The sequence below is a fragment of the Kosakonia sp. AG348 genome (assembly GCF_003337365.1).
GTDB lineage: Bacteria > Pseudomonadota > Gammaproteobacteria > Enterobacterales > Enterobacteriaceae > Kosakonia.
In genome coordinates this window covers 389,960-396,252 of sequence record NZ_QPJR01000005.1, presented here as the reverse complement: position 1 = coordinate 396,252, position 6,293 = coordinate 389,960, and the positions used below count along the sequence as shown (strand labels likewise).

Annotated in this window: 4 protein-coding genes and 1 rRNA gene; 2 read left to right on the top strand and 3 right to left on the bottom strand. The window is 54.0% G+C overall.

Annotated elements, in window-relative coordinates:
* A 5S ribosomal RNA gene (rrf, locus tag DFO56_RS15215) occupies positions 1-89 on the top strand; the annotation flags it as partial.
* Between the two features lie 398 nt (positions 90-487).
* Positions 488-1,786, top strand: a complete 1,299-nt coding sequence (locus DFO56_RS15210; protein WP_045510518.1) for an MFS transporter — start codon at positions 488-490, stop codon at positions 1,784-1,786.
* Between the two features lie 3 nt (positions 1,787-1,789).
* Here the strand turns inward: DFO56_RS15210 and DFO56_RS15205 are convergent, their stop codons facing one another.
* The 3 genes from DFO56_RS15205 to pat all read right to left on the bottom strand — a co-directional run bounded on the left by DFO56_RS15205 (position 1,790) and on the right by pat (position 6,285).
* Positions 1,790-2,110, bottom strand: coding sequence for a YfiM family lipoprotein (locus tag DFO56_RS15205; RefSeq protein WP_045510515.1), 321 nt, complete (start codon positions 2,108-2,110; stop codon positions 1,790-1,792).
* Between the two features lie 45 nt (positions 2,111-2,155).
* Positions 2,156-3,511, bottom strand: coding sequence for a CDP-diacylglycerol--serine O-phosphatidyltransferase (pssA, locus tag DFO56_RS15200; RefSeq protein WP_020454762.1), 1,356 nt, complete (start codon positions 3,509-3,511; stop codon positions 2,156-2,158).
* Positions 3,512-3,630: 119 nt separating this feature from the next.
* The gene (gene pat, locus DFO56_RS15195) at positions 3,631-6,285 is read right to left on the bottom strand and encodes a protein lysine acetyltransferase (protein ID WP_045510513.1); all 2,655 of its coding nucleotides are present in this window, start codon (positions 6,283-6,285) and stop codon (positions 3,631-3,633) included.
* Between the last annotated feature and the right edge of the window lie 8 nt (positions 6,286-6,293).

The window sequence follows — 6,293 nt, the reverse complement described above, 5'->3', positions numbered from 1 at the left end:
CCTGACCCCATGCCGAACTCAGAAGTGAAACGCCGTAGCGCCGATGGTAGTGTGGGGTCTCCCCATGCGAGAGTAGGGAACTGCCAGGCATCAAACAAGTGAAGAGGCCATCCTGACGGATGGCCTTTTTGCGTTTCTGCGCTGTGAAACTCACGCCCTGCGATGCCGGATGCCGGATGCCGGATGCTGATTGCCGGTCACCGGTTTTCAGCAGTCCCTCTGTGCGTGGCGGAAAAAGCAGCCTGCCTCCGGAGCCAGTGCACAAAAGACGTGACTGCCTGTCCGGAACAAAGCCTCATGCGAAAGCGCGGGGCTTTTTCAAGTTCGCACATGCCCTATTCTGAATTGCTTACCTTGCTAAGTTGAAATGTGATGCAAATCACCCCTGTGATATAACAAATGTGTAACATTTTGATCTTTGCGCTGAGTGGATATGGATATTCACAAGGTTCATATCTCCAAAATCTTTAGCAGGAGTATCAGTAGAATGGCAGAAAGCAGTGTGACAACACGAGACTCGCTCACCAGTAGCGATACCCGACGCAGGGTATGGGCGATCATTGGCGCTTCATCAGGTAACCTGGTGGAGTGGTTTGATTTCTATGTCTACTCCTTTTGCTCCCTCTATTTCGCGCACATCTTTTTCCCCGCAGGCAACACGACAACTCAGTTATTACAAACCGCCGGCGTTTTTGCTGCAGGCTTCCTGATGCGACCGATCGGAGGCTGGTTATTTGGCCGTATCGCTGACAGGCGCGGACGTAAGGCATCGATGCTCATCTCGGTGTGTATGATGTGCCTGGGATCGCTGGTCATCGCCTGCCTGCCCGGTTATGACTCCATCGGTACCTGGGCACCCGCATTATTACTGCTGGCGCGCCTGTTCCAGGGACTATCAGTGGGGGGTGAATATGGCACAAGCGCGACTTATATGAGCGAAGTTGCAGTGGAAGGGCGTAAAGGATTTTACGCATCATTTCAGTATGTCACGTTGATCGGCGGGCAATTGCTGGCTCTGTTGGTTGTGGTTGTATTGCAGCAGGTTCTGAGCGACGAAGATTTACGTGCCTGGGGATGGCGTATTCCGTTTGCGCTCGGTGCCGCACTGGCTATTGTTGCGCTGTGGCTACGCCGACAACTTGATGAAACCTCACGGCAGGAGGTACGGGCCCTGAAAGAAGCGGGTTCGCTAACAGGGCTGTGGCGTAACCGCAAGGCTTTCATTATGGTGCTTGGCTTTACGGCTGGCGGCTCACTGGCGTTCTACACCTTTACCACCTATATGCAAAAATATCTGGTAAATACCGCCGGAATGCATGCCAATGTTGCCAGCGTCATTATGACAGTTGCGTTATTTGTCTTTATGCTGATTCAACCCGTTATCGGCGCGCTGTCGGACAAGATAGGCCGCCGTTCCTCAATGTTGCTGTTCGGCGGTCTTGCCACGCTCTGTACTGTCCCGATTCTCAGCGCATTGCACAGTGTCACTTCGCCTTATGCCGCGTTCGCGCTGGTCATGCTGGCATTAGTGATTGTCAGTTTCTACACCTCAATCAGTGGGATCCTGAAAGCCGAGATGTTCCCGGCGCAGGTTCGTGCGCTAGGTGTCGGGTTATCTTATGCCGTGGCGAATGCGCTGTTTGGTGGTTCGGCAGAGTATGTTGCGCTGTCGCTCAAATCGGCCGGTTTTGAAAGCAGCTTTTTCTGGTACGTTACGGTGATGGGCGCATTGGCATTTCTGGTTTCCCTGATGCTGCATCGTAAAGGGAAAGGCATCCGGCTTTAGTGTCTATCTTGCCAGTTGCCACACGGCAAAACCGGTTGTGGCACCGGCAACATCCCATGCGAAATCTTTCCAGCTCCAGCCGCTCCCTGCCGGGCGGCTATCCCATAACTCTTTCGATGCGCCAAGGCTGACAGAAAACATCAGGCCGTATACCGCACTTCGGTCACGGCTGATGCCCTGATGTTGCGCGTATTCATTCCCGGCTGCGGAAAACATGGCCGAACCAATAAAATGTTGTGCTTTATCCTGCCCGCTCCAGCTATCGTTAGCCATATGGCTACAGCCTGTCAGCAGCAGCGTTGTTGCCAGCAAAGTGTATTTCATTGGAAGACCTGAAAAAAAGCCCCATCGCAGGGACGGGGCTTAAGGTTAAAGAATGCGGCTAATCAGTTTATCAATGCGGATACGGCGCAGGCGGCGTATCAGCTTACGTACTTTCACCGGGTAATCCGCAATGCTCTGCAAATCGCGGTAATGATTTACCACTGTGGTGTGCGTGCGAATAAGCTCCAGCTCTTTATCACGCTGTGCGGCCAACTCATGTTTTGGATCGTGGATGAGCACCGCGTTTTCCAGATCCAGACGCCAGGCGCGCGGGTTCAGGTTGTTCCCGGTGAGCAGGATCCACTCATCGTCGACCCACATTCCTTTCAGGTGGTAACTGTTATCGTCATCTTTCCACAGGCGAACGACAAGCTGGTCGGTATTCACATAATATTGCAGGCGGCTTAAGAAACGACGCAAGTTTATCTCATACAGATAAGGCAACGCGCCAATAATCTTAAACGGCTCATCTTCAGGAATGAAAAAGTCATTGGCCGTCTTATCGCCAACGATGATTTCGACTTTTTTCCCCTCGCGCAGCAATTGAATAATATTGCGTACCAGTACCGCCGGCAGGTTGAAATAGGGCGTACAAATCGTCAGCTTGTGCTCTGCGCACGGCATCAGATGGAAAATCGTCTTATTCAGCAGGCTGGATTTACCCAGACCAACCAGCGGAGTCACTGCCAGCTGTTCGTTATCTGCATCGCCCTGGAAATGGTACGACGCATCGCGCAATTCCTGGCGGAACAGGCGGATATCATTTTTGATTTCCGGGCTTTTAGGACGCAGCGGATCGTCAAGGCGGTTCACGCCACGACCCTGAATCAGATTCTGCTCAACCCAGCCTTGCATGACGTCTGCCATCTGCGGATTGCGGATCAACTGATAACGGTCATAGCGGTATTTATCGTGCTGATGCAGGTAAACATCGTTAAGGCTCGCGCCGCTATACAGCACGCAGTCATCAATAATAAAGCCTTTGAAGTGGAGCACGCCAAGCGCTTCGCGGGTATTAACCGGCACGCCGTAAACGGGAACGACAACGCCAGGGTTTTCCTGCGCCAGACGGCAGTACCAGTCCGCATTGGTATTCGACGCTGCTGCGCCAATACGGCCGCGCTGAGCGCGATGCCAGTCAACGAGGACGCGAACATCCAGCTCCGGGCGCTGGCGTTTTGCTTCATACAGCGCGTTCAGAATTCCTTTCCCGCCATCATCCTGCTCAAGATACAGGGCAATGATATAGATCCGGCGCGTTGCGGTGGCTATCTTCGCAAGCAGCGTCTCCCTGAAATCAGCAGGAGCATAGAAGAACTCTATATCATCAGCTGACTGAGAAATCTTGGGTAATTGGGCAAGGTGTTGTTGATGTTTATTACGCTTAAATTTTGACAACATCACAGTGCGTTTCTTCTCTGTTTATTGAAGGGTCTTCTGTTGCATGCAGACGACATAAGCGGGCAATAATAACACCGAGCCTGCCAAAGTGGTCAACATTTCCAGTACCTTACTCGGGATTACTCTGTCTGTGTCAGATGGAGCGACAAACCGACTATGCCATCTTCCAGTTGGATATCGACATCGAATCCCAGTTTACGCGCCAGTGTCACCATGCCGCGATTGTTGGGCATAGTAATACCATTCAAGCGCTTAAGTCCGTGATCCCGGGTATAACTGATGAGCTTTTCAAGTAAACGTCGTCCGAGCCCGAGCCCTTTCAAATCGGATCGTACCAGCACGGCAAATTCAGCGTCGATATTATCCGGATCGGAAATAGCGCGGGTTACGCCCAAAATCTCTTCGCCCTGATCGGTGCTGCGCACGGCCACGAAGGCCATTTCCCGATCGTAGTCGATCTGCGTCATATTCGCTAAATCATCGTGGGTAAATTCGTTGATCTCGCTAAAGTAGCGATAATAGAGATCTTCTTTTGTCACCCTGGCAATAAATGCCTGCAACTGAGGTTCGTCCTCGGGAAGAATCGGGCGGAACAAGCACTGTTCGCCATTTCTCATCTCAACATGTTCTTCCAGATGCTGCGGATAGGGGCGAATCGCAAGACGCGTCTCACCGTTCCCGGTGCTGGGCGCAATAGACATTGTGACATCCAGCGCTGTGAATTCGCTGCCGGAAGCCAGCAAAGGGTGAATGTCGAGCCGTTCGATTTCCGGGCAATCGACAATCAAATTTGAGACCTGAACTAAAAACTGGCTCAGGCCAGCGATATCCAGCGTGCGTAATGCGCTGCGCCCGCGGATCTTTTTACTTTTGATCGCCTGAATGACCAGGTAGCGCGCCAGATTTATGTTCAGTGGCGGAAGCGCCACAGCGGCTTGATCCTCTGCCCGCCACTCAACGCCGCCTTCACCTAACATGATCAGCGGGCCAAAAACCGGATCGTGTTCTACCACGACACGCAGTTCCTGTGCGCCAGCACGGTTCGCCATGCTCTGCACTTGCAAACCGTGGATGCGCGCCTGCGGCCAGTTCATTTTGACGCGATCGATAATCGCATCAGCAGCCTGCTGCACCTCTTTCGCGGTACGCAGATAAAGCATTACCCCCTGGACTTCCGACTTATGCGGAATATCGGGAGAGCGTAATTTCAGCGCGACCGGGTAGCCAATCTGTTCGGCAATATGCACGGCTTCCGCACTGTCGCTGGCAATCCAGGTCGGCAGCGTTTGCAGCCCCCAGGCGCGTAAAATTGGCTGCACTTCATGGGTATCCAGCGTTGATGCGCCATCGGCCAGTGCCTGTTGCAGAAGGTTGTGTGCTGCGGCGGTATCTGCTGTCAGGCTCACTGAGATCGCTGGCGTTTCACGTAGCTGCTTCTGGTTTCGCCGATATTCCACCATATGCATAAAGGCCGTGATGGTGCCTTCAGGCGTCCGGTAAGTAGGCAACCCGGCTTCGCTGAACAGACGCCGCGCTTCCTGCGAGGAAAACTCTCCGCACCAGTTGGTCAATACGGTAACGTATTTCCCGCGTGGATGTTTTTTCAGTGCGTCAATTAACGCCACCGCGCTTTCGCTGCCGGGCGCTGCGGCGCTGGGCGCGTGGATGACCATCAGCGCATCGTAATCCTGGCTGTCGAGCAGAATATTCAACGCGGCGATGTAACGCTCGCTGCTGGCGTCATCGCGCAAGTCCAGCGGGTTAGCGGGTTCCACATACTCCGGCAGCACGTCGCGCAACTGCGTTATCGTCTCTTCACTCAGTGTGGCCAGCTTACCGTTGCGTGACCACAGTTCGTCCAATGCCAGCGCGGCGGGGGCCGCGCCATTACTGATGATCATCAACCGTTCGCCGCGCAACGGGCGCATATGGCTGAGCGTTTCGACGGCGGAAAAAAGCTCATGGGTATCCTGTACCCGCAATAAACCGGCGCGCTGAATTGCCGCATCCCAGGCCGGATCGAGCCCCGCATGGGAATGCAGCAGACGCTGCGCTTCCGGGCTGCGACCGCTTTTTATGACCAGAATCGGTTTATTACGTGATGCGCTACGTGCGGCGGAAACAAAGCGACGGGCGTCACTTAGCTGTTCCAGATAGAGCAGGATAGCGCTGGTTTTACTGTCACGCGCCAGGAAATCGAGCAGTTCATCAACATCAATATCGAGGCTATCGCCGAGTGCGATGAAATAAGAAAACCCCATTTCCCGCTGCTGCGCCCAGTCGAGGATGGTATTGGAGACAGCGGCAGACTGGGAAATAAACGCCAGTTTGCCGCGTGTAATCGGCACCGGCGAAAAACTGGCGTTAAGGCCTTGCCAGGGGGCGAGCAAGCCCAGGCTGTTCGGGCCAAGCAACCGCATCTGATAGCGGCCAGCGCAGGCCAGCAAATCGGCATGCTGCTCGGGCGGAGCGGAAAGAATAATGCAGGTTTTACACCCCTTTTGGCCGAGCGCCTCAAGCAGCGTCAAATTACGTTTAGCGTGGGTACACAACACCGCAAGATCGGGCGTGAAAGGCAGGCTGGCGACATCCGGCCACGCCAGAACACCCTGAACTGCTTTATAGGCGGGCGTTACCGGTAAGACAGGACCGGCGAAACCGCCTGCCAGTAAATTGCGCATCATTAAAAAACCCGCGCGATCCGGCTTCATGGATGCACCCACCACCGCAATCGATCGGGGACGTAATAACGCTTCCAGCCCTCGTTGGCTCATACCGGCCT